Source organism: Brevibacillus fortis, assembly GCF_046196545.1.
Lineage (GTDB): Bacteria > Bacillota > Bacilli > Brevibacillales > Brevibacillaceae > Brevibacillus > Brevibacillus fortis_A.
This window is the reverse complement of sequence record NZ_CP176370.1, coordinates 4,743,499-4,765,021: the sequence shown is the minus strand read 5'-3', so window position 1 is coordinate 4,765,021 and position 21,523 is coordinate 4,743,499. Positions and strand designations below refer to the sequence as shown.

18 protein-coding genes are annotated in these 21,523 nt (G+C 49.0%); 12 read left to right on the top strand and 6 right to left on the bottom strand.

The features are described from left to right. The first annotated feature begins 33 nt into the window (after positions 1-33). Complete coding sequence (gene cimA, locus ACKKE8_RS23510; protein ID WP_409175142.1) at positions 34-1,656, top strand: citramalate synthase; 1,623 nt, start codon at positions 34-36, stop codon at positions 1,654-1,656. 338 nt (positions 1,657-1,994) lie between these two features. Here cimA and ACKKE8_RS23505 read toward each other — a convergent pair whose 3' ends face one another. After that, positions 1,995-2,858 carry a helix-turn-helix transcriptional regulator gene (locus tag ACKKE8_RS23505; RefSeq protein ID WP_409175141.1) on the bottom strand — a complete coding sequence of 288 codons (864 nt, stop codon included), beginning with the start codon at positions 2,856-2,858 and terminating at the stop codon, positions 1,995-1,997. Between the two features lie 136 nt (positions 2,859-2,994). On the opposite strand from ACKKE8_RS23505, the gene fabF reads away from it, so the two are divergent. Then, on the top strand, positions 2,995-4,233 hold the full coding sequence (fabF, locus tag ACKKE8_RS23500) for a beta-ketoacyl-ACP synthase II (RefSeq protein WP_409175140.1): 1,239 nt from the start codon (positions 2,995-2,997) through the stop codon (positions 4,231-4,233). A 106-nt stretch (positions 4,234-4,339) separates the two neighbouring features. Here fabF and ACKKE8_RS23495 read toward each other — a convergent pair whose 3' ends face one another. Beyond that, on the bottom strand, positions 4,340-4,570 hold the full coding sequence (locus tag ACKKE8_RS23495; RefSeq protein WP_007722824.1) for a DUF1128 domain-containing protein: 231 nt from the start codon (positions 4,568-4,570) through the stop codon (positions 4,340-4,342). A 31-nt stretch (positions 4,571-4,601) separates the two neighbouring features. Further along, entirely contained in the window at positions 4,602-7,094 is a 2,493-nt protein-coding gene (locus ACKKE8_RS23490; protein ID WP_409175139.1) for a DUF3656 domain-containing protein, read from the bottom strand. Between the two features lie 180 nt (positions 7,095-7,274). Between ACKKE8_RS23490 and ACKKE8_RS23485 the strand changes: the two genes are divergently transcribed. The 3 genes from ACKKE8_RS23485 to ACKKE8_RS23475 are packed head-to-tail and all read left to right on the top strand — an operon-like array spanning position 7,275 to position 10,416. Next, positions 7,275-8,603: an ATP-binding protein gene (locus tag ACKKE8_RS23485; RefSeq protein ID WP_409175138.1), complete on the top strand. Its 1,329-nt coding sequence runs from the start codon at positions 7,275-7,277 to the stop codon at positions 8,601-8,603. Further along, positions 8,563-8,736, top strand: a complete 174-nt coding sequence (locus ACKKE8_RS23480) for a hypothetical protein (protein WP_007722836.1) — start codon at positions 8,563-8,565, stop codon at positions 8,734-8,736. The genes ACKKE8_RS23485 and ACKKE8_RS23480 overlap by 41 nt, the downstream gene beginning before the upstream one ends. A 3-nt stretch (positions 8,737-8,739) precedes the next feature. Continuing rightward, positions 8,740-10,416, top strand: coding sequence for a peptide ABC transporter substrate-binding protein (locus tag ACKKE8_RS23475; protein ID WP_409175137.1), 1,677 nt, complete (start codon positions 8,740-8,742; stop codon positions 10,414-10,416). Positions 10,417-10,455: 39 nt separating this feature from the next. Here the strand turns inward: ACKKE8_RS23475 and ACKKE8_RS23470 are convergent, their stop codons facing one another. After that, on the bottom strand, positions 10,456-11,049 hold the full coding sequence (locus ACKKE8_RS23470; RefSeq protein WP_106834116.1) for a TetR/AcrR family transcriptional regulator: 594 nt from the start codon (positions 11,047-11,049) through the stop codon (positions 10,456-10,458). Positions 11,050-11,249: 200 nt separating this feature from the next. Between ACKKE8_RS23470 and ACKKE8_RS23465 the strand changes: the two genes are divergently transcribed. The 7 genes from ACKKE8_RS23465 to ACKKE8_RS23435 all read left to right on the top strand — a co-directional run bounded on the left by ACKKE8_RS23465 (position 11,250) and on the right by ACKKE8_RS23435 (position 19,536). Continuing rightward, the gene (locus ACKKE8_RS23465; RefSeq protein WP_007722846.1) at positions 11,250-11,723 is read left to right on the top strand and encodes an N-acetyltransferase; all 474 of its coding nucleotides are present in this window, start codon (positions 11,250-11,252) and stop codon (positions 11,721-11,723) included. A gap of 122 nt (positions 11,724-11,845) precedes the next feature. After that, positions 11,846-13,927: a methyl-accepting chemotaxis protein gene (locus tag ACKKE8_RS23460; protein WP_409175136.1), complete on the top strand. Its 2,082-nt coding sequence runs from the start codon at positions 11,846-11,848 to the stop codon at positions 13,925-13,927. Positions 13,928-14,060: 133 nt separating this feature from the next. Then, positions 14,061-14,792: a GTP pyrophosphokinase family protein gene (locus tag ACKKE8_RS23455; RefSeq protein ID WP_409175135.1), complete on the top strand. Its 732-nt coding sequence runs from the start codon at positions 14,061-14,063 to the stop codon at positions 14,790-14,792. After that, positions 14,779-16,215, top strand: a complete 1,437-nt coding sequence (gene pepV, locus ACKKE8_RS23450; RefSeq protein ID WP_409175134.1) for a dipeptidase PepV — start codon at positions 14,779-14,781, stop codon at positions 16,213-16,215. Before ACKKE8_RS23455 ends, pepV begins: the two co-directional genes overlap by 14 nt. A 149-nt stretch (positions 16,216-16,364) precedes the next feature. Beyond that, positions 16,365-16,967 carry a TetR/AcrR family transcriptional regulator gene (locus ACKKE8_RS23445; RefSeq protein WP_409175133.1) on the top strand — a complete coding sequence of 201 codons (603 nt, stop codon included), beginning with the start codon at positions 16,365-16,367 and terminating at the stop codon, positions 16,965-16,967. Positions 16,968-17,043: 76 nt separating this feature from the next. Next, positions 17,044-18,318, top strand: coding sequence for an MFS transporter (locus ACKKE8_RS23440; protein ID WP_409175132.1), 1,275 nt, complete (start codon positions 17,044-17,046; stop codon positions 18,316-18,318). A 141-nt stretch (positions 18,319-18,459) separates the two neighbouring features. Continuing rightward, the gene (locus ACKKE8_RS23435; protein ID WP_409175131.1) at positions 18,460-19,536 is read left to right on the top strand and encodes a M42 family metallopeptidase; all 1,077 of its coding nucleotides are present in this window, start codon (positions 18,460-18,462) and stop codon (positions 19,534-19,536) included. A gap of 63 nt (positions 19,537-19,599) precedes the next feature. Here ACKKE8_RS23435 and ACKKE8_RS23430 read toward each other — a convergent pair whose 3' ends face one another. Beyond that, positions 19,600-20,709, bottom strand: a complete 1,110-nt coding sequence (locus tag ACKKE8_RS23430; RefSeq protein ID WP_409175130.1) for a DUF4179 domain-containing protein — start codon at positions 20,707-20,709, stop codon at positions 19,600-19,602. Then, complete coding sequence (locus tag ACKKE8_RS23425) at positions 20,696-21,229, bottom strand: RNA polymerase sigma factor (protein ID WP_409175129.1); 534 nt, start codon at positions 21,227-21,229, stop codon at positions 20,696-20,698. Before ACKKE8_RS23425 ends, ACKKE8_RS23430 begins: the two co-directional genes overlap by 14 nt. Between the last annotated feature and the right edge of the window lie 294 nt (positions 21,230-21,523).

Genomic DNA, 21,523 nt, shown 5'->3' with positions numbered 1-21,523 from the left:
TCAGAAAAATAATAGAACAGGTGGAGAAGAAACATGAATAGCAAGGTGTATCTGTATGATACGACCCTGCGAGATGGTACGCAGGGAGAAGGGATCAGCCTGTCGGTAGAAGACAAGATAAAGATCGCACTGCGGCTGGACCAGTTTGGTATCGATTTTATTGAAGGCGGTTGGCCGGGTAGCAATCCAAAGGACATGGCTTTTTTTGAGCGTATCCGGGAGATTTCGCTGCAACACGCAAAGGTAACGGCTTTTGGCAGTACCTGTAGACCCAATGTAGCAGCGCCGGATGATGACAATCTGCAAGCATTGATTTTAAGCGGGGCCTCGGCAGCGGCGATCTTCGGGAAATCATGGGACTTGCACGTGACGGATGCTCTCAAGACGACATTGGAAGAAAACGTGCGCATGGTCGCTGATTCGGTCGCATTTTTAAAAGAAAACGGACTGACGACTCTCTTTTTGGCAGAGCATTTCTTCGATGGGTACAAGGCGAACCCGCGCTACGCATTGCGGGTGCTGGAAGCGGCAGAAGAGGCTGGGGCTGACTGGATTGTTCTCTGCGATACAAATGGCGGGACACTGCCGCATGAAGTCTATGATATTGTCAAAACGACTGTGGGCCATCTACGGACGCCTGTAGGCATCCATCCGCATAATGACAGCGGAGTGGCAGTTGCCAATGCACTGGCTGCGATTCAAGCGGGCGCACAGCAAGTACAAGGAACCATTAATGGCATCGGTGAGCGCTGTGGAAACGTCAACCTGATCTCCGTGGTTCCGAATTTGCAGCTCAAGCTAGGCTATCACTGTGTGAGCCCTGATCAATTGCAGGAGCTGACACAGCTGTCTCGCTATGTAGCGGAAATTGCCAACATGACGATGCCGAACAACCAGCCGTTTGTAGGTTACAGTGCTTTTGCTCACAAGGGTGGTATTCACGTAAGCGCCGTGATGCGCGACCCGAAAACGTACGAGCACATCGAGCCGGAAAACATCGGCAACAAACGTCGCGTACTCGTCTCAGAGCTCGCTGGACAAAGCAATTTGCTCGCCAAAATGGAAGAGCTCGAGATCGATCTGTCGCTGGATCGGGAAAAAGCGAGAGAAATCATTACACACATCAAAGAGCGCGAATTCCAAGGCTATCAATACGAGGGAGCAGAGGCTTCGCTAACGCTGATGCTGCTGGAAGCCTCCGGCAAGCTGAAAAACCTGTTCAAGCTGGACTCCTTCAAGATCATGCTGGAAAAGGCAGCCGTCCAATCGATCACGTCGGAGGCGACTGTGAAGCTACGTGTGAACGGGGAGTCCGTCCATACGGCCGCAGATGGCAATGGTCCGGTGAATGCGCTGGACAATGCGATGCGAAAAGCGTTGGAAAGCTACTACCCGTGCATTGCAAAAATGCAGCTGGAAGATTACAAGGTGCGTGTCTTGGATGAAAACGGCGCGACCGCCGCAAAAGTACGTGTCCTGATCGAATCCTCAAGCAACGGCGAAAAGTGGAGCACAGTCGGCGTCTCCACCAACGTCATCGAGGCGAGCTGGGAAGCGCTGGCAGACAGTATCCGTTACTTACTCTGGAAGGAAGGCTGCGAGGAAGTCGGAAGCCTTGCTTCCTCCGGGACGCGCGTAGGGATTGTAAACCATTAACAAACAGAACCAGCCCGGGCATATGCCTTTGGGCTGGTTTTCCTTTGGTATACAAGGTTTAGAAAATACCGATTAACAAACAAAGCTAGCGAGCAGAAAAAGCACAGGGCTCGCAGGCCTTGACAACGCCTACCCAGTCGGAACTTCCAAAAGGGGACCACGCTTGTCGAACACTTCTTCCCTGAGAAACTTCCGCCCGTAGGGTGGCTTTGGCTCGACGGTCCCCTTTTGGAAGTGGAGACGGCCAGTCAATCCCCAATGCTGGCGTGTCAGAGTCGAAGAGACCTGTGCTTTTTCTTCTCCTCCACCATGTTGACTCAAACCAGAAAGACCTTCCGTCACGGTTTGGTAGAAGAACCCGGCCGATCAATCAACTGCCGCAGCTTTGTCTCCGTGGCAGAATTCGGGTCAGGCGTGTAAATGCTGCATCGCAAATCCGCGCTCCCGGAAACTTGCAGCGAAGTCAGATCAAAGAGCATTTTCCCTACCTTTGCATGACGGAATTCCAGTAGAACCTCCGGGGCTGAGCTGACCCGGCTTTGCTCCCATAGATCGTGAAAGTCCGGATGAACCTGCCGCATCTCGCTTAAAAACTGCTCGTACCACTCATCCTCTACATACTGACCGTAATTGGCGCGAAAAATCGCGAGAAAGCCGCTAACGAAATGCTCCCAGTTGACGGCCAGCCGTCGTAATTCCTTTCGTGTAAACACCAGGCGGATCAAATTCCGCTCTTCATAAGGGATTTGTTCAAAATCGAGAAAGACATGTGCGGCTGCCTCGTTCCAACCGACAATATGACTGCGCCGATCTGTAATGATGGCTGGACACGAGCGCAATTCTTTCAAGATTCGTTTGAGTGCAGGATTGATCTGCGGCGGTTCATCTTTTGGCAAGCCTTGTCCGACACCCGTGCCTGTCTCCAGTGCCAGCGCATACAAATATTTGCGCTCATCGACGGTAAGCTGCAAGGCTCTCGCTACTGCATCCAGAACAGAAGGCGAGACCTTGATGTCGCGGCCTTGTTCCAGCCATGTATACCAGGTGGAGCTAACCCCCGCGAGCTGAGCAACTTCTTCTCTTCGTAGTCCGGGTGTTCTTCTGCGCGTCCCAGGAGCCAGCCCAACGGATTGTGGCAGGATTTTGGCGCGCTGCGCTTTCAAAAAAGTAGACAGTGCCTGCAAACGTGTTTGCTGATTCATGGTACACTCTCCATTTTCCTCGACTGGTTAAGTTTGTTAGACTAGTACTCATTATACTAGGATAAACAACAACTTGTAATAGGATAACCCGTGTGACAAGATGATTTCCATAAGGGACTCGAATAGGAGGCTTACCATGGAAAAAGTCGTTGTCACAGGTATGGGAGTGATCTCCCCGATAGGGAATACAGTGAATCAGTTTTGGAACAGTCTCGTGCAAGGGAAGTCTGGAATCTCACATATTGACACTTTTGATACAGCACGCAATAAAACGAAAATCGCAGGTTTGGTCCGAGATTTTGATCCGGTGGAGCGGTTTGGGCGCAAAGAGGCGCGACGAATGGATCGCTTTTGCCAGTTTGCCCTTGCTGCTGTAGAAGAAGCGCTAGGGGATGCAGAGCTTCGGCTGGACGAATTGGACCGCGAGCGAATCGGGGTATATGTAGGCTCTGGCATTGGCGGGGTAGAAACACTGCTTGAGCAGCATGATGTCCTTCGTGAGCGAGGTCCTGAGCGGGTCAGCCCGACGCTGGTTCCCATGCTCATATCAAACATGGCAGCAGCGATGATCAGCATCAAGTACGGTCTGTACGGGCCGACGATGTCCCCTGTTACTGCTTGCTCGATTGGGAATACGTCCATCGGAGAGGCTTTCCGGCTCATTCGGGCGGGCGGGGCAGATGTCGTCATCGCAGGGGGGTCTGAGGCCGCAGTGACGGACATATCTCTCGCCAGCTTTAGCAATGCGACGGCATTGTCAACGAGAAATGATGATCCAGCAGGAGCGAGTCGGCCATTCGATTCCCAGCGGGATGGGTTTGTCATGGCAGAGGGTGCCGGTATTGTAATTTTGGAATCAGAATCACACGCCAAGAAAAGAAATGCCCGGATGTATGCCGAGGTGATTGGCTACGGGGCAAGCTCTGACGCCTATCATATGGTGGCGACACATCCAGAAGGAATCGGTCCCTACCGTGCGATGAAATGGGCCCTCCAGGAAGCAGGGGTGCAAACGACAGACGTCGATGTCATCAGTGCGCACGCGACCAGCACAGAAATCGGAGACCGTTCCGAGACACTGGCGATCAAAAAGCTGTTTGGCGAGCATGCGTACCGTGTACCGATCACCGCCAACAAATCAATGACGGGGCACATGTTTGGTGCAGCAGGCGGTGCGGAGGCGATCGCCCTGATTAAGAGCTTGCAGGAAGGAATCATTCCCCCGACGATCAATCAGGAGGAGCAAGACCCGGACTGCGATCTGGACTATGTGCCAAACACAGCACGCAGAGCTACGCTCGACATAGGCATGTCCAATTCCTTTGGCTTTGGCGGTCACAACGCAGTAATCGTGTTAAAAAAATGTAACGGATAAAGCCTGTTCTAGTAGTCTCCAGTAGACTTTGAGAGCAAACAAAAAAGCGTCACTCCAAGTACTCAGGAGAGACGCTTTTTCACTTTTTTCACTGTGTCAAACAGAACTAGGATTGCTTTCTCATCGCACCCAGCTCTTCAACGATGGCGGTCATCTCATTGATGCCAAACGCCGCTTTTTTCTGCACCATGTTGTACAGGTACAGCAAATCCTCATAATGAACGAGATCGAAATCCTCCGGGCGCATCACCGCTGTGTTCGCCATGTTCAGTTTTGCTTTGATGCCCTCGATAATAACGGCCAGGTTTTCTACAGTCGGTTGATTCAGGTCAGCCATACTTTCTCTCTCCTCTCTACAAAGCTGGTATTTATTTCGTCAGTTGCCCACGTGTGACGCCCAACTGGTTGGTTGCCTTCAGGGTGCGCCATACGTGTGTACCGCTAACTTCTCCGCGCAATGCCTTACGATACAGACTGATTACTTCTTTCACGCGCTCTGGCTCTTCTTCCAAAAACTCGATGCGGTAGCTGCCGACATTCAGAGAGCGGAACTCGCTCAAGTACTCAGCACCAGACTGGTCAATCGCGTTATAGACGGTATTGCGGCAACCGGTATCCACACGTATAGGATGAGAGAAACCGACGCGGTCTTTCAAAGAAATGCGGGAGGTCTCACATGGAGTTCCGCAGTTTGTATGGTCAGTACCTTCACTCATGAATGTGCAGTATACGCAGTGCTCAGTGTGGAACATCGGCATGTGCTGGTGGATGACCAGCTCCATGTTCGCAGCGTTCGAGCGTCTGAGTAGATCAACCATCTGCTGGATGTTCAGATCGTACGATGGCGTTACGCGCTCAAGACCTGTTGCAAGGAACAGTTCAACTGCCTTGTGGTTCGCGACATTCAAGGAGAAATCGCCAATCAGCGGAATGTCGATTTCATCACGACGAGACAAGTAGTAATAGAGTGCCCCAGTATTGCGCACCAGAATAGCGTCTGGCTTGCTTTTCGCGATCAGGGCAAGGACACCGTTTTCATCCGGCATATGAATGCGCATGGTAGCAATCCCGATCTTTTTCCCGTACTTATGTGCCAGCTTGACACCCTCTGGATACTGCTTGACGAATTCAAAGTCAGCATAGAGGAAGTCCACATCTGTTTGCGCAGCTGCTTCCAATTGTTCAAGCGAGCGGCACAGCGCTGTCAGGAGCGGCTTTTCCACTGGCTGGCTCTTCGGAGCATCCGCGTATACATGGATATCGTGATGGTGGTAAATCGGCGGCTTGGAACGCAGGAACACGAGCTGTTCAACTGCGTCACGGCGCATCCGGTTCAACTCGCTGACAGGTACGATGAGATCTCCTTCGAGATCGACAGTCAGATCGTGAGCTTCCAGGTGGAAAATGGTGCCACCCAGACGGCTGAGTTGATCGTGCAGCAACTCAGCCGTCAGAGGACGCTTCAAAGCAGTCTCCAAAAGCACCTCGGAAGGAACACTGACAGCGTGATTCGCCTGCTTATCCACCCAAGTGACACTGAGCTTTTCACCCAGCTTGCCGCTTACGTGAACGGACAGCGGGAAGGTGCGATAAGGCTTTTCCGTCTCGAACGTTTTGCGCAGGCGACGATCCAGCTCAGGATCGCTCGTCTTCCATACGCGGTCACCGACGTGAAGACGCTTCAGGTTCACGTCATTGCGTCCCATGACGATTTCGTACAGGCCTTTGGAAACTTCGCCTTCTACTTTTTTACTGCGGCTCAAAATATCGTAGATGCGACCGCCTTCTTCTTTTTGCGTAGGGTCACCCGCGTCGAACACGATTCCGTCTCCGCGTTTGACAGGTGCAGTGATGTCCACCAAAACGCCTGTAGGAAGCAGTTTTTTCACGGTTCCCAAAAACACACCACGGCTTTTCGGGAACGAACCATCTACGAGCTGCTTGTTGTTTGTCCCGGTCAAAAATCCGTGCGTAAACCCGCGGGAGAAGCTTTGTTGCAGCTCGCGTACTTCTACCTCGGTTGGTCCCGTATCTTGTCCGGCAAAATAACGCTCGATGGCGGCATTGTATTTGCTCACGACGTTTGCGACGTATTCAGGTGTTTTCAAACGGCCTTCAATTTTAAAGGAAGTCACGCCAGCCTCGATCAGCTCAGGAACCAAATCAATGGCAGCCAAATCCTTAGGAGAAAGCACGTAAGCGATATTTCCCATATCCTTTTGCACACCGTCTACCATCAGGTCATACGGCAAGCGACAGGCTTGGGCACACTCTCCGCGGTTTGCCGAGCGTCCACCCCACATTTCCGAGGTCAGACATTGTCCGGAATAAGAAACGCACAAGGCGCCGTGGACGAATACTTCCATCGGCAGCTTTGCTTTTTCTCCGATTTTTTTGATCTCTTTTAATGAATTTTCACGACCGAGTACGACGCGTTCCATATCAAACGGCTTCGTGAACTCCACCGCTTCCGGCGAAGTAATCGTCATTTGTGTAGAGCCGTGAATCGGGAAGTCTGGAGAAATCTCGCGGATCATCTTTACAAGACCGAGGTCTTGAACGATCACAGCGTCTACTCCAGCGTGAATACAGGCGTCAATCAGCTCGCGTGCATCTTCTAGTTCATTTTCAAATACGAGAATATTAAAGGTAAGGAAGCCCTTTACCCCGTACATGTGCAAATAAGCCATAATCTCAGGCAGTTCCGCCATTTGGAAGTTCTCAGCACGAGCACGCGCGTTGAACTTTTCTACCCCAAAAAAGATGGCATTGGCTCCGTTGGCCACGGCTGCCTTCAAACAGTCCCAGTTACCAGCAGGTGCCAACAGCTCGATATCTTCACGCTTTATACCATTTCGCATGTGTATGTCTTACCTCCAAGGTCTTCAAACAAGCTCTTCTTCATCATAGGGAAATGTGCTGGTCACCGCAACAAAAACATCCTTTCTGCCAGATGTTGAAAATGTGCCTTCCAGAAAGACACCTTGAGTGGTATTCTGTAAGAAAAATCGAAATATTCTACGAATCAGGGGAACCGATATATGTTAATCATCAAAGACATTTTGCTGCAGTTACTGTTCGTTATCGTCCCTGTTTTGCTGTATAAAAATGTTTGGCTGGGGCGATCAACCTTGAACAAGATGAGCGTCAAGTCATCAATGGTTATCGTGTGTAGCTCGATCAGTGTCATTCTTTCTATGAGCTTTCCAGTACAACTCAGTAATGGTATGGAGTACGATTTACGCTCGATACCGATCATTATTACCATTTTGTACGCTGGGTATATCCCGGGCATTTTAACGATTTTGGTCATGTTTGTCGTACGGATCGTTTTGGGTGGCGATGGCGTCCAGATGACGATTCTCGAAACGATGGTTTACGTGATCATCCCGTTTCTGTTAGTCAATCGATGGTACGGCTACTCTTTGCGAAAAAAACTAGCGGTCGTTCTCTTAATCGGATGCTTGAAGCAGCTATCCATCATCGGTGGAGGGATGGTTGTTTTGATCTGGAGAGGGTTCCCGTTGTCCATCATTAACGATTATCTGGAGCCGCTAGTGGAAATCGGCTACCTCGGTTTGATCGTACAAGGTGGAGCTGTTTATTTCATCGAGTTTATTCGAGAATCTCATATTATCCGCAAGCAGGTCGAACGCTCGGAAAAGCTGAACCTGATCAGTGAGCTGGCAGCCAGTGTTGCCCATGAAGTGCGCAATCCACTCACAGTGGTACGAGGCTTTGTCCAATTGTTGCGTGAGGAGACGAATCCGAAAAACGTTGAATACATCCGATTGGTCTTAAATGAACTCGATCGGGCTGAATTTATTATTTCCGACTATTTAAATCTGGCCAAGCCTCATTCTGAGACGTTGGAGCGACTGGAAATTGCGCATACCGTAAAAGAAGTGACCGCCATTATGTCCTCTTACAGTGTCATGAACCGAGTGGAAATCGCCTGTGAGACCGAGCCGGGCCTATTCGTTGAGAGCAACGCCGTTAAGCTCAAGCAAGCATTGATGAATCTGATGAAAAACGGTATCGAATCGATGGGACAAGGTGGCGTACTGCACGTCACCGTACGAGCAGCCGGGAACTATCATGTGATTTCCATCAAGGATGAGGGAGAGGGGATGACGCCGGAGCAGATTGAACAGATTGGACTTCCTTTTTATTCTACAAAGGAAAAAGGGACAGGTCTCGGATTGATGGTAACCTGCCGGATCATCGAGGCGATGCAGGGGACGATCCACTTTCAGAGTGAACGAGGACACGGAACGCAGGTGACAATTCAACTGCCTGCTGTGTATACGACCGGAAAAGGAGGCGAACATGGACAAAGATCAAGAGGTGTGGGAGCGACTCTTTCATGAGTTGGCTGTAATCAGAAGTGAATTAAAAGCGTTCAAGCTCGAAACACGTGCAGAGCTCTATCAAATCAAAAGCGAGCTGAAAGAATGGCAGCAGCGAGAAGAACAGCGAAGGCTCCCGAACGAAGGGGAATAGACCATGAGACGTACCGCAAACCGATGGTGGCAACAAACAGGAAAAGCTTTTTTCGCAGCAGGCTTGGCTTTAACGCTTGCTGCATGCGGACAACCACAGGAAGTCGCAAAGCCTGCCACACAACCAACGACAGAAGCTACGCCAGCTAATGCATCTGAGCAACCCGAACAAATACTTAGACTGAATAACTTTACAGAACCGCTTTCTCTTCATCCCGGACTCATTTCGGATGTTTGGTCATCCAATGTTATTTTTCAGACGTTTGAGGGGCTGACTCGCCTTGACGACAAGGGCGTTCCACAGCCCGCCATGGCGCAGGAAATCAAAGCATCAGACGATTTGTTGACGTACACCTTCACGATTCGCGACAAGGCGAAGTGGTCGAACGGCGATCCCGTAACCGCGTATGATTTTGAAAACGCTTGGAAATGGGCACTTGATTCCAAAAACGGTTCCCAGTATGCCTATCAGCTGTTTTATGTAAAAAATGCAGAGGCGGCCTTTGCAGGTAAAGCCAAGTCCGAAGAGATCGGGGTCAAGGCAACAGATGACAAGACACTGGTCGTCCAACTGGAAAACCCGACGCCGTTTTTTCTGGAGCTGACGGCTTTTTACAGCTATTTTCCGCTAAATACCAAAGTGGTGAAAGACAATTCGGACTGGGCGAAGGAAGCAGGACCAGCCTACACCTCGAATGGACCGTTCAAACTCGATACGTGGGAGCATAAAACCAAGCTGACACTTACGAAAAATGAACATTATTGGGACGCAGACGCCGTCAAGCTGACCAAAATCGAAATGAATATGATCAATGACGCAAATACAGAGCTGTCGATGCTGGAGGGCGGCGATCTCGATTGGGCAGGTGCTCCAACTGGCAATCTTCCGCTCGACGCGATGCCGACCTTGAAGGAAAAAGGATTGCTGGTGATCACGCCAAAAGCCGGGACGTATTGGTATGAATTCAACACAGAGCAAAAGCCTTTCCACAACAAAAAAATTCGCCAAGCCTTTTCATTCGCGATCAACCGGAAAGACATCGTGGAGAACATCACGCAAGGAGGGGAATTGGTTGCGACAGCCGTAGTGCCGCCTACAATGTTTGCTGAGAACGAGCAAGGCTTGTTTACAGACAATGACATAGAAAAAGCCAAGCAGCTTTTGGCGGAAGGCATGAAGGAAGAAGGGTACGCCAGCGTCGACCAGCTCCCGCCGATTACACTGTCCTATAATACGGAGGAAGCACAGACCAAAATCGCGCAAGCTGTACAGGACATGTGGCAAAAAAACTTGGGTGTTCACGTCAAGCTGGAGAATCAGGAATGGAATGTCTACTATGAAAACGTGAAAAACGGGAAGTACCAAGTAGCGCGGATGGGGTGGACGGGGGATTTCAACGATCCGATCAACTTCCTGGAAATATTCCGTACGAAGGAAGGCAACAACCATACTCGTTGGGAGAATCGTCAATATGCCGATCTATTGGCGGCTTCTGCCAAGGAGAAGGATGCTGCCAAACGAAAAGCGATCTTGCAAGAGGCTGAGAAAATCTTGGTGGATGAAATGCCAGTCATTCCGTTTTACTTTAAGTCTACGGTGTATGCGCAGAACCCCAAGTTGAAAGGCGTAGTCATTTCAGGTTTGGGATATGCGCAGTACAAATGGGCGTATTTCGAATAAATCATACAGTAGTCACATTCGAAGGGCTGGTCAGTCGGATTATTCCACGACCAGCCCTTCGAATACGATAGAGACCTTCTCTTCCATGATTTCTTCGAGTGCCCAGGCGCCTTCGCTGCGTACCCAGTCATAAAGAGCATTATAGTAAATGTTTTCCAACATATTCGCAGCGACAAGAGGGTTGAATTTGCTTTTCAATTGATTCTTTTCTTGCGCTTCTTCAATCAGATCAGCGAACAGTTGACGCAATTCAAAGTACATGTTCTTTTCGTTCTCAAGCACTTTCCGATGTTTCATCGAGGATTCTACGACGACTTTGATGAAATCGAAATTGGTGATGGTGACTTCATTCATGATCTTGTAGATCCGCAGCACCTTCGACTTGCAGTCGCTCCCATAATCCCACTCTTCTCGACGCTCCTCGATTTCATGCAGACGCTCATATCCCCAGTTAGCGAGAATGGCTTCCTTTGAAGTGAAATGCAAAAAGATCGTACCGCGTGCAACATCCGCTTCTTCGGAAATCATGTCGATTGTGGTAGCTTCAAAGCCGTGAGTTTTGAAGAGCTTGATGGCGGCATTGAAGATTTTTTCGCGGGTTTCGCGCTTTTTCCGTTCCCGTCTCGTCGTCAAGTATGTAGCACCTCCTTAAGAACTCGTACGCTTGATTATAACACAACCGTTACCTAACAAAAGAATAGTTCATGCAATTGAGCATAATTTAGGTGAAAAAAGGATAGACTTCTGCGAAGGTCGAATGTATATTTATATACTATAATGAATAAATATTAAATCATACCAGGCTCGTTATGCATGGGGTGGAGGAGAGTAAAATGGGTGTTGCAAAGGCTTTGGCAGTACGTCAGGCTACGATGAAAGACGTGGATGCCATGTTGGAGATTGTTAATGAATATGCACAACAAGGCTTAATGCTGCCACGTACGAAGCTGTCTTTCTTGGAAAACTTGCAATCCTTTATTGTCGCTCATGACGGAGATTCGGTCGTAGGTGTCGCGGGCCTACATATTTTGTGGGAGGACCTGGCGGAGATCCGCTCCTTGGCTATCTCGGAAAAAGCGAAGGGGATGGGCGTTGGGAAACATCTGGTTCTTCATTTGGTTGAGCAATGCCGTCTTTTGGGAATTAAGCGTGTACTGGCGCTGACCTATCAACAAGTGTTTTTTGAAAAGTGCGGGTTTTGGGTGGTTGCCAAGGAAACACTGCCGCAAAAAGCTTGGAAGGATTGCATTAACTGCTCCAAGCTGCCGATGTGCGACGAAATTGCTATGATTTTCGAAACAGCCTGATACATTTGGTCTAGCCTTCCTTTTTCCTTTTCTGGTACTATATTCATATAAATAGTAGAAATATAAATAATATTCTATAAGTATACCAGAAAAAGAGATTGGTAAAAATGGGGGGCTTTTCCATGAAGTTGGGCGCTCGTATACTGCTCGTACTGCTACTGGCAGGAAGTGTACCGCTGACGGCAGCGGGAGTGTTTGCTTATCAGGAATCCAAGCAGGAATTGTTGAACGGAAGTGCCGCTACACTGGAAGCGCTGCGTCACAGCAACAAGGAACAGGTGGAAAATTACTTTCGCGAGCGAGCCAGGAACGTGGATACGTTGGCTGCATCGGGAACAGTAATGTCTGCCCTTTCTTCGTTTGAGGACGTGTGGCGGCAAGGACGAGAATCGCCTGTTTATGAAGAAGTGCAAGCGCGGTATACGAACGAATTGAAGATGGAGGTGGCTCGCTACGGTTTCGTGAATGCCTTTCTATTGAATGCACAAGGGGACATCGTGTACGAGACAAAGCCGCAGGCCGATTTTGGTACCAATCTCCTGACAGGCCGACACGCTGACTCTGTACTTGGCCAGACTGTGCAGCAAGTCCAGAAAACCCAAAGCGCAGAAATGTCAGATCTAGGCATTTACGAGCCATCTGGAGGGGCGCCAGGAGTATACATTGCAGCACCGATCTACGAGCGAGGTTACGTCATCGGGCAAATCGCAGTCGAAGTATCCATGGATTATATTTCAAGAATATTCAACCAACGAGAAGGACTGGGGGAAACCGGGAAGATTTACTTGGTTGGTGGTCCGGACAAGCTCATGCGCTCACAACTGGGCAGTGGGCCAAATACGTTGTTACAGCAAAAAGTAGATACGCCTATCGTTGATCAAGTCTTGCTCACCCAGCAATCCGAAGGAACGGTCGAAAGCGTGGATTACTTAGGACAGCAAGTGCTCGTGTCCTACGATCAGGTCAAGGTGGGGAAGAAGACGTGGGCGATTTTGGCAGAGATGAATATGACCGAAATACTGGAGGGCCCAACCCGCATTCGGGATGCCATGATTGCCTTTAATGGTGCTGTACTCTTGCTCATCGTCATCATCTCGTTATTTACAGCAAACTGGCTGCGCCGCTCGTTTCGCGGCATGCTTGCTGTCGCAGAGCGGATCGGGCATGGGGATTTTTCGCGTGAGATTCCTGACAAGCTATTAAAACGAAAAGATGAACTAGGGGAGCTGGCCGGGTCTCTCGTTACGATGCAGAAGCAACTGCGCAAAATTTTGTTTCAGATTCAGCAGGCAGCCGCTTCCGTTTCCGGTGCGGTGCGAAATATTCAGGGAAACACCAGTGAGATTGCCGCTTCCAGCCAGCAAATTGTCCTCGTCGTCGATCAAGTGGCTGCCTCTGCTGACAGTCAGGTAGAAAAAATGGGACAAACCTTGAATCTGGCTGTTGATTTGACGAAAGATGTGGCGGTCGTAACGGAAAATGTAGAACGGGTGACTGAATCTGCGGAAGAAATGAAGCAGCATGCACACGCAGGCAGACGTGCGATCGCAGATGTGATGGACAGCATGGACGAAATCAATCGTTCGGTAGAAGCTGCAACGGATGTGATTCATGTATTGGAAGGGCGCTCAAAGGACATTTCGAGAATTATCTCTGTCATTACAGAAATTGCCCGACAGACCAATCTGTTAGCCTTGAATGCTGCGATTGAAGCGGCCAGAGCAGGGGAGCATGGCAAGGGATTTGCAGTCGTAGCAGGGGAAGTGCGCAAGCTGGCGGAAGATACCAACAGTGCTGCCCAGCAGATCGTAGGCATGATTGGAGACGTACAAAAGGATACGAAGGAAGCAGTCGCCAGGATGGTCGAGGGTGCCCAAACGACCGCCCGCGGCATGAAAACAGCACACCAATCGCAAGAGATGTTCCAGCACATCGAGGAAAACATCCTCGGGGTGTCGCAAGAAATTAATGGTGTCAGTAAAGCATTCAAGCGTATGGCGCCAGATGCCCAGCAGGTAGCTGTTGTCGCTGGGGAAGTATCGTCCGCGTCGATGCAAGCGGCTGCCGGTGTCCAAAGCATCTCTGCTGCGGTAGAGGAGCAGAGTGCAGCGATGGAGCTTATCGCAGATGCTGCGAATCAGCTGGCCATTCTGGCAGAAGAGCTGAGAAGCTCACTTGCAACCTTTGTTTCGCGTGAAAATTAAGAAAAGAGGGACGGAGCAAAAGCCAGTGTCAACTGCCTTTTCTCCCGTCTCTTTTTGTATTTTGGAAGGATATCTCACACAAAATGTTGAATGATAAGGACGATGGAGAGTTTCAAGCCGGAGGGACGTAAGCGTGCACAAACTAGATTGGGAACTATATCTGCTACCGTTCGAACAAGCTGTAGAAGAAATCAAAGTCAAAATTAAAAATATCCGTAACGAGTTGCGCAAACGTAAGGAACATTCGCCGATCGAGTTTGCGGTGGGCAGGGTCAAATCGATCCCGAGTATATACAACAAGGCAAACCGCTTGCAGTTTCCGATTGATGAGAATATCTGCTGGGAAATTCGCGATATCGCGGGCATCCGCGTCATTTGCCAGTTTATAGATGATATACCTGCAGTCGTTGAGATGATCCGCAATCGCGGAGACATGCGTGTGTATTTGGAGAAGGATTATGTCTCTACCCCAAAAGAAAGCGGGTATCGCGGCTATCACCTTGCCGTGGAGTATCCGATCATGATGGCGGGTGGGCAAGTGACCATTCCGGTAGAAATTCAGATTCGCACATTGGGAATGAATTTTTGGGCGACGATTGAGCACTCGCTGAATTATAAATACGAGGGAATTATCCCATCCGATATACGGCAAAGATTGTTCGAGGCTGCCAAGGCGTCCTACAAGCTGGATAGCGAAATGAACAACATCCGGGAGGAAATTAAAGACGCCCAAGCAGAATTTACGAAAAAAGAAGTGCCGATGGAGTCGTTATTATCATTGGTCGAGCTGGATCTCGATGTGGATGCGGCAATGGACGAAGGTAGCTTGAACGAGAGGACTGGAGAAGAAAATGACAAGCGTTAATTGGCTGGAAGAAACGAATAAACGCAAGGAAGAACTGATTGCGACGACACAACAATTTTTGCAAATTAAAAGCGTTTTGGACCCGGAGTCAGCACGGGAAGGCGCTCCTTTTGGAGAAGGGATTAGGCAAGCGCTTGACTTTGCGCTAGGCGTGTGTGAAAAAGCAGGCATGACAACCAAAGACGTCCGCGGGTATGCAGGACACGCTGAATTTGGACAAGGCGAGGAATTGATCGGCATTCTGAGCCATGTCGATGTCGTACCGGAAGGCGATGGCTGGAGTACGCCACCGTATGCAGCCGAGATCGTGGATGGACGTATGGTGGCCCGTGGTGCGATTGACGACAAGGGACCGACGATGGCGGCCATTTTCGCAGCGAAGATCGTGATGGAGCTGGGATTGCCGCTGTCGAAGCGCGTGCGCTTTATTTTCGGTACGGATGAAGAATCGAGCTGGCAGTGTGTGAACACGTATTTTGAAACGGAAGAAATGCCGACGATGGGCTTTACACCAGATGCAGACTTCCCGCTGATCTATGCGGAAAAAGGCTTGACCGATCTGTCGTTGCGTCAGACGCTTGCATCCTTCCAAAGCCTCGGGATACCTGCTGCGGATAATGTAGCGGCAAAGCTCGTTTCCTTACAGGCTGGCTTGCGGATGAACATGGTTCCAGACAAGACTGTAGCGACGCTTGCCCCAATCGGCTTGAATAGTGAGGCGATTGCACAAAGTTATCGCCAGCACTTGGAAGCGACTGGCTTAAAAGGCAAAGTGGAAGAGCAGGACGGTCTTGTCGTGCTGCATCTGGAGGGCGTTTCGGTTCACGGAATGGATCCGAGCAAAGGTGTCAACGCGGGTACCGAGCTTATTCACTTTTTGCGCACCTTGTCCTTGGATGAACGCGGAGCTGTATTTGTTAGCTTGGCTGATCGTTATTTGCACAAGCAGCATTACGGTGAAGCACTCGGCATCGCGCATGATGATGAAGAAATGGGTGCGCTCACACTGAACACTGGTGTGATCGAGTATGACGAAAAGCAGGATGCGCTTTTCCGTCTGAATATCCGTTACCCACATTCTGTTGCCTTCGAAAAATGGTCGGCTGTTCTTGCCCAACGATTCAGTGAAGGGGCATTTACGCTCGAAGTGGCAGAGCATCTGACACCGCACCGCGTCGACCCGAATCATCCATTAGTGACGACACTGCAACGCGTGTATACGGCACAAACAGGCGAGGAAGCTGGCATTATTGCAATTGGCGGCGCTACCTACGGCCGTTCGCTGGACGTTGGGGTAGCATTCGGACCGCTTTTCCCAGGTCGTCCTGACAGTGCCCACCAGCGAGATGAATATATTTTCGTGGATGATCTAATCAAAGCGACAGCGATTTACGCGCAAGCGATCTATGAATTAGCGAAGTAGGAATAGCAAACGGCTGGACACAAGCGCCAGTCGTTTTTATTTTTCCTGAATCAGGCGAGACAAAATTCTTTGCAAATGCTGGAAGTCAATACTATAATGCAAGTAACGATTGATCGATTAATCATTCATTGGCAAGGAGTCTGTACAGCATGCCACTTTCAGAAGAACAAGTGCTAAAGATGAAGCAAAAGCGGGAAACGATTCTCCAGCAGGCAATTCTCCTGTTTGCCGAGCACGGCTATGATGATACCACCATTGCAAAAGTCGCGAAGGCATCGGGAGTGAGCTTTGGCAGTGTTTTCACGTACTTTGAAAACAAGGATCAGCTTTTTCATGCAGCCGTCACGGAGCCATTGCAAGAGCATTCGGTCAAACTGCTTGACTTTGATCCCCAAGCATCTGAGCCATTACTGGAATTAGAGAGAATGGTGACTAATCACATCAAGATCTTCGCCGCGTTTGATTCGTACTTGCGACTGGTCGTACAAGTAGTCGGCTACTACAATCGTTTTGCCCATTCTTTTGCCGAGCTAGATGCGTTTCACAACAGCTTTCGTACGAAAATTGCGGAGCTCTTGATCAATGGACAAGAGAAAGGACTCTTGCATGTCCAAGACCCCAAATACGTGGCGACAGCGTACATGAGCCTGCTAATTGGTCTGCGTGTGAATTTGACCGATGAGCCACAAAGCAACATGTGGGAAAAATTCGTCCCGTTTGCCATGCAGCTTTTTGGACCGAAGAATCGCTAGCATTCTCCATCGGTCTATTTTTTTTGGATTATAAATGATTGATTAATCAATCGTTACAAAAAGAGGAGTGGTCACAATGCGTTTTTGGAAGTTCGACAGCAACATCCAGATCAGATTGATGTTACAATTTTTGACGACGATGGCGAGCATGACTGTGACCCCGTACTTGATTGTTTTTTTCTCCAAGCAATTGGGGACGGTTGTAACGGGTTTTATGTTTTTAGGCGTGATGGCAGCGAGTGTCGCAGGTTCTTTTGCAGGGGGATATGTGGCAGACAGGATCGGGCGAAAAAAAGTCATCGTTGTGTGTGAGGCGGTCATCTTCCTTAGTTTTCTTGGTGTGGCCTTCGTTAACTCGCCCTGGATTCAGTTGCCCTATGTGACATTTATTTTGTTTCTGTTCCATAACTTTTGTTTGGGGGCGTCGGGTCCTGCTTACCAAGCACTCATCATTGATGTGAGTCAGCCCGAGAACAGGCGAGCGATTTTTACTGCTTCCTATTGGTTGAATAATCTGGCGGTAGCAATAGGAGGATTGGTGGGGGCTTTTTTGTTCGACGAGCATTACTTTGCTCTATTTCTCGGTGTGGCTGTAAGCATTGCGATTTCGCTCGCCATTACGATCCTGTTTATCAAGGAAACGTATGTGCCAGAAAAACATACACGCTCGGCGATTCGCAATCAAAGACAAAAAGATTCGAGTTTTATGGCGGATGTCATGGGAGCTTATAAAGAAGTAGTCAAGCATCGGATTTTTCTGCTGTTTACCATAGCGAATCTGCTCATTATAGCTGTGGAGGAGCAATTGACCAATGTCATAGGCCTTCGTTTAGTGAAAGAAACCCCAGAGCCTGAGCAGTTATTTTCGTTTCTTGCCATTCAGGTGGATGGGATGAACTTGTTAGGCCTATTAAAAACAGAAAATACGCTGCTCGTTGTTTGCTTGACCGTTGTTGTCTCCTACGTGATGAAGAGCATGAGAGATAGGGCCGTGCTCCTGTCAGGCTTGGTTCTGTACTTTTGCGGGTATGCATGGATTAGCTTCAGCAACTCTCCCGCAGTCTTGCTCATTGCCATGTTCTTCGCGACGTTGGGTGAAGTGATGCACATTCCGGTAAAGCAAGCGGTACTCGCCAATATGGTGCCGGATCATGCGCGGAGCACATATATGGCTGTCCATTCTCTGTTTAGTATCGTGGGGGTCAGCAGTGCAGGTGTGTTTATTCTTGTCAGTGCGTGGGTTCCCAACGTTGCGATCACCGGAATTTTTGTAGGGATGGGACTGATTTGTCTCGTGCTATTTCATCGGATTACGAAAAAGATTGAGCAAGAACAAGAAGCGACAGCATGAAGAAGTAATCTAGCGCATTCGGGACATTGGTTAGGGAAACAATAACAAATAGAATGTAGGCAATTTGGAAATGAAAGGATTTTGTAAACGGTTTCTCGAAAACATAGAGGGAAAATGTCAGTATCGAAAAGGAGATAAATGATGGACGATCTCACGAAATTGATCAAGGATTTGACGGAAGCGGACGGAGTACCTGGGCACGAGCGCGAAGTCAGGGTGAAAATGGAGGAGTACTTACAGCCTCTCAGCGACGAGTTGGTAAAGGATCGACTGGGTGGAGTACTCGGTAAGAAGACGGGTGCAGAAAACGGTCCGAAAATTTTGCTCGCGGGACATTTGGATGAAGTGGGCTTCATGGTGACGCATATCACGCCAAAAGGGTACTTGCGTTTTATCCAGCTCGGCGGATGGTGGACGCACAATATTCTCTCACAGCGCGTGAAGGTCAAGACACGCAAAGGTGAGTATCTCGGGCTCATTGGTTCGAAGGCACCACACGCTCTGGAAAAAGAAGAGCGGGAAAAAGTCATGAAGCTCAAGGATTTGTACATTGACATCGGGGCAAAAGATGAAGCAGATGCGAAGGAAATGGGTGTTCGCCCTGGTGATTGGATTGTCCCTGACAGTGATTTTACGACGATGCGCAACGGAGAGCTGTGGGTCGCAAAGGCGCTCGACAATCGGGCGGGGTGTGCGCTGGCAATCGAGGTGCTGAAACGTTTGCAGTCGGAAGAGCATCCAAATGTGCTATACGCCGGTGCAACCGTTCAAGAGGAAGTTGGGACGCGCGGTGCTGGCACAGTAGCGAAGCTGGTTGAACCAGATATTGCTTTTGCTGTCGATGTTGGACTCGCATATGACACACCTGGAAATGAATCCTATCCGATGACCTGCAACGTGGGGGATGGTCCGCTCGTGATGTTATTTGATGCCACAATGATTCCTCATACCGGATTGCGCGATCTTGTATTCGACACAGCAGAGGAGCTCGGCATCAATATCCAGGTGGATGCCCTTGCAGGAGGCGGAACAGACGCAGCGAAATTCCATACAAGCGGCATTGGCTGCCCGTCTATTGTCGTCGGCTTTGCGACACGGTATATTCACAGCCATAATGCGATTATGTCAAAAAGTGATTTTGAGCAGGCTGTTCAGCTGCTGACAGCTGTCATCAAGAAGCTCGATAAGGATACCGTACAACAACTACTTGATTCATAAGGTAAGGAAGGCAAAACCCTCCCCATGCAAGGTATGAATGCATGGGAGAGGGTTTTCGTTTTGTTACTTATTCTGTTCGGGGAGGTCTACCTTTATTTCCAGACCCTTAATAAACTGATCGTCTGCGACTGTTTCAGCTGAATCATCTTTTACGACAAAAGGCTTGATTATGAAATACTTCGGCTGTCCTTGTGCAGAAGCATAGCGGGCGTCAAATGTGAGAGTGTTATCCGTGAGTTCTCCTTCTCCGTGGAGAGACGTCAGTTGACGTCCTTGGTCGTCAAACAGGGCAGCTCTGATGAACTTATTAGATGTCTTGTCATCCAGTTTGACGGAATACAACAAGCGCGTTGTCACCGGCGTCACATTGACCTCGGATACTTCGAAAGAAATCCCATCGTTGGATTGAGTAGCATTCGGCTTAAGCCGGATAGTGTCGTTCGTTGTTTTTTGGAAGGGAATGTCCAATTTGAAGGCTTGATCAATTCCAGCAAGCTTAACAACTGCTTCCGCTTGGAAAGAGTCTGGAATCACGACCTTTGAATTTTGGTCAGGTGTCTTCAAAATTTCTTCAAAAACAAGAAAGTTTGGATGCGATTCACCAGCTGCGTAGAAAAAACCACCGCCTGTTACCAAACTACTTGGGTCATCTTGACCTTTTCCATCGATGGTAAAAGTGACATTTTCGATAGCGTCACTAAGTTTGACAACCTCCTTTCCCGTATCAAACAGTCCGTCCTTCAGGTTTGGCGCCGTTACACTGAGCAGGTAGACAGCACGTGTTCCGTCGAAGACCGTCTCCGTTACCTCGAGCTTAATGTCCTGGTGAGAAATACTCCTGTTTACCTTGGAAGAAAGACCTTGTTCGCCTGCAGCTCGTAAGCCGAGGTCCGTTTCGATTAAGGTAAAGAGACTGCCGACGAGTGGGATCTGCTTAATCGATTGCGCCATGACAGGAGAGACAAATCCGGAGGTGAATACAGTTGCTCCTAGGATAACTGCGGCGGCCGCAACATATGGTGCTTTGCGTAATCGAGGGACTGTTCGTTCACGAGACATTTCCGGGAGAGCGGCGTATGTTTCATCCAGTCGAGCCCGTACCAATGGTGACATTGTCGTATTTTTTCTACGTTTGTACTCCTTTAGTTCTAAATCAAATTTAGATTGATCCATAATGTATCTTCCCTTCCCGAAAAGTGTTTAATTTCTCCATCAAGTTGTTCCGTGCCCGACTGAGCCGCATTTTTGCAGCACTCTCCGAAATTTCCAGTACCTCTGCTACTTGTCTTACAGGCATGTCTTCAAAATAGTGAAGCACAATAACAAGACGCTGCTGATCATCCAATCTCTCAACGGCGTCCCGCAGGTCAATAAGTTCGTCTTTAGGTGAGAGTGACAATTGAATAGGGAAATCATCCATTAGAACATTACGGGAGCGATTTGCTACTATCTTATTGCATTCATTAATCAAAATTCGGAACATCCATGTTTTGAAAAAATGGGGCTCACGAAGTGAATGCAGAGATTTATAAGCTTTCAAAATGGTTTCCTGGAGAGCATCCGCAATATCTTCCTCCTTTTTCAGGATGGATTTAGCTGTATGGTACAAGGAGCTCTCAACGTGTTTGACAACAGCGATAAAAGCTTCACGATCTCCTTGCTTTGCCAGGAGAACCTGTTCTCTTAGATCCACCTTTTTCACTCCTTTCTGTGTTGGTTTTTCGCATTGACAGTAATTAGATCAGCGACATCGATATATGGTCACATCATGTAAGAGAAAATTTCAGTTAGCTTGCTTCGTCGTCGCGAGTCTCGAAGAAAAATACCCGGGACTTGAACGGTTTAGTTGTTTTTTCGAGAGTACTCCTTTAGTATAGGTAGGATAGGATTTCGCAAGGGCAACAACCTGCCTAGGATGAATTTTGATTGATGAGAGCCGGTTTTATCGCATCCACTGTCCATGCAGTCATGGTGTGGCGAATCGGAT

Coding starts and splice junctions, on each gene's coding strand:
- cimA (WP_409175142.1), top strand. CDS start 34: ATGAATAGCAAGGTGTATCTGTATGATACGACCCTGCGAGATGGTACG.
- ACKKE8_RS23505 (WP_409175141.1), bottom strand. CDS start 2,858: ATGAATCAGCAAACACGTTTGCAGGCACTGTCTACTTTTTTGAAAGCG.
- fabF (WP_409175140.1), top strand. CDS start 2,995: ATGGAAAAAGTCGTTGTCACAGGTATGGGAGTGATCTCCCCGATAGGG.
- ACKKE8_RS23495 (WP_007722824.1), bottom strand. CDS start 4,570: ATGGCTGACCTGAATCAACCGACTGTAGAAAACCTGGCCGTTATTATC.
- ACKKE8_RS23490 (WP_409175139.1), bottom strand. CDS start 7,094: ATGCGAAATGGTATAAAGCGTGAAGATATCGAGCTGTTGGCACCTGCT.
- ACKKE8_RS23485 (WP_409175138.1), top strand. CDS start 7,275: ATGTTAATCATCAAAGACATTTTGCTGCAGTTACTGTTCGTTATCGTC.
- ACKKE8_RS23480 (WP_007722836.1), top strand. CDS start 8,563: ATGGACAAAGATCAAGAGGTGTGGGAGCGACTCTTTCATGAGTTGGCT.
- ACKKE8_RS23475 (WP_409175137.1), top strand. CDS start 8,740: ATGAGACGTACCGCAAACCGATGGTGGCAACAAACAGGAAAAGCTTTT.
- ACKKE8_RS23465 (WP_007722846.1), top strand. CDS start 11,250: ATGGGTGTTGCAAAGGCTTTGGCAGTACGTCAGGCTACGATGAAAGAC.
- ACKKE8_RS23460 (WP_409175136.1), top strand. CDS start 11,846: ATGAAGTTGGGCGCTCGTATACTGCTCGTACTGCTACTGGCAGGAAGT.
- pepV (WP_409175134.1), top strand. CDS start 14,779: ATGACAAGCGTTAATTGGCTGGAAGAAACGAATAAACGCAAGGAAGAA.
- ACKKE8_RS23445 (WP_409175133.1), top strand. CDS start 16,365: ATGCCACTTTCAGAAGAACAAGTGCTAAAGATGAAGCAAAAGCGGGAA.
- ACKKE8_RS23440 (WP_409175132.1), top strand. CDS start 17,044: ATGCGTTTTTGGAAGTTCGACAGCAACATCCAGATCAGATTGATGTTA.
- ACKKE8_RS23435 (WP_409175131.1), top strand. CDS start 18,460: ATGGACGATCTCACGAAATTGATCAAGGATTTGACGGAAGCGGACGGA.
- ACKKE8_RS23430 (WP_409175130.1), bottom strand. CDS start 20,709: ATGGATCAATCTAAATTTGATTTAGAACTAAAGGAGTACAAACGTAGA.